Raw genomic sequence first — 1,377 nt, forward strand, 5'->3', positions numbered from 1 at the left:
TGAGACGTACAGCTCCCCCACCACACCCACCGGCACCAACCGAAGACCGGCGTCCAGCACGAACACGCGGGAGCCGTCCAACGGACCGCCGATGGGCGGGCGGGCGTGGTTGTCGTCGTCGATGCGGGCCGCGAGCGACCAGATGGTGGTCTCGGTGGGGCCGTACACGTTGGTGACCTTGGCGGTGAGGGCGTGCAGTCGGCCGGCCAGGGCGGCGGGCAGGGCCTCGCCTCCGACGAGGCCGCGCAGGCCCGTGACGGCCTCGGGGGCTTCGGCCACGAGGCCGGTCCACAGTGAGGGGGTGGCCTGCAGGGCCGTGACGCCATGGGTGCGGATCAGGTGGGCGAGCGCCCGCGGATCGCGTACGTCCTCCTGGCCCGCCAGGACCACGGCCGCGCCGTGCAGCAGCGGAAGCAGCAGTTCGAGCTGGGCGATGTCGAAGGAGACGGTGGTCGGGGCGAGCAGTCGGTCGTCCGGGCTCAGCGGCAGATGGTGCTCCATGGCCGTCAGGAGCCGGGCGAGATTGCCGTGGGTGACAGCGACGCCCTTGGGCCGGCCGGTGGAGCCGGAGGTGTGGATGACGTAGGCCAGGCGCTCGTCCGCGCGGGCGGTGGGTCCGAGTTCGGCGGCCGACAGGTCGTCCGAGGACAGGCCCGGCGGGCAGGTGGCGTCGGTGAGGACGGTGACCGGTGAGACGTCGGCGAGGATCGCCTCGGTGCGGGCTCGCGGGTGCCGGGGATCGAGCGGGAGGTAGGCGGCGCCGGTCTTGAGAACGGCCAGGAGGGCGACGACGAGGTCGGCGGAGCGTTGCATGGCGATCGCGACCAGGCGTTCGGGCCCGGCGCCAGCGGACAGCAGGTGACGGGCCAGCTGGTTGGCCCGCTGGTCGAGTTCCCGGTACGACAGGCTTGTGGCGCCGCAGCTGACGGCCGTGGCGTCAGGAGTGGCGGCGGCTCGGGCCTCGAACCGGTCCGTCAAGGAGGCAGGTTCCGCCGCCAGTTCCCGTCCGGTGCCCCGGGTCAGGAGGGCCGCGCGCTCGGCCGGACCGAGCAGGTCGAGCGTGCTCAGCGGACGCCGTGGGTCCTCCGTCACCTCGGTGACGAGGTGTTCCATGCACCGCGCGAGCCGTCGCGCCGTCGCCTCCTCGAAGACGTCCTGCGCGAACAGAAGTCGCCCTTCGAGGCCGCCCGCCCGTTCGTGGACATCGAAGAGCAGATCGAAGTCGATCCGGTCGTCGCCCACGACGTCGAGCAACTCCGTTTCCAGGCCGGGGAATCGGGCCTGGGCGCCCGCGTTGTTCTGCAGGCTCAGCATCACCTGGAACAACGGATGCCGCCCCGACGAACGCACCGGATTGACCGCCTCCACCACCCGGTC

Annotated in this window: 1 protein-coding gene; it reads right to left on the reverse strand. The window is 72.3% G+C overall.

The genetic code is table 11. The features are described from left to right. Window positions 1-1,371: AMP-binding protein (locus tag ABT296_RS38635; protein WP_351934840.1), on the reverse strand; the 1,371-nt coding region annotated here is incomplete at its 3' end. Window positions 1,372-1,377: the final 6 nt, after the last annotated feature.

The organism is Streptomyces sp. NPDC000983 (assembly GCF_040299205.1).
Taxonomy (GTDB): domain Bacteria; phylum Actinomycetota; class Actinomycetes; order Streptomycetales; family Streptomycetaceae; genus Streptomyces.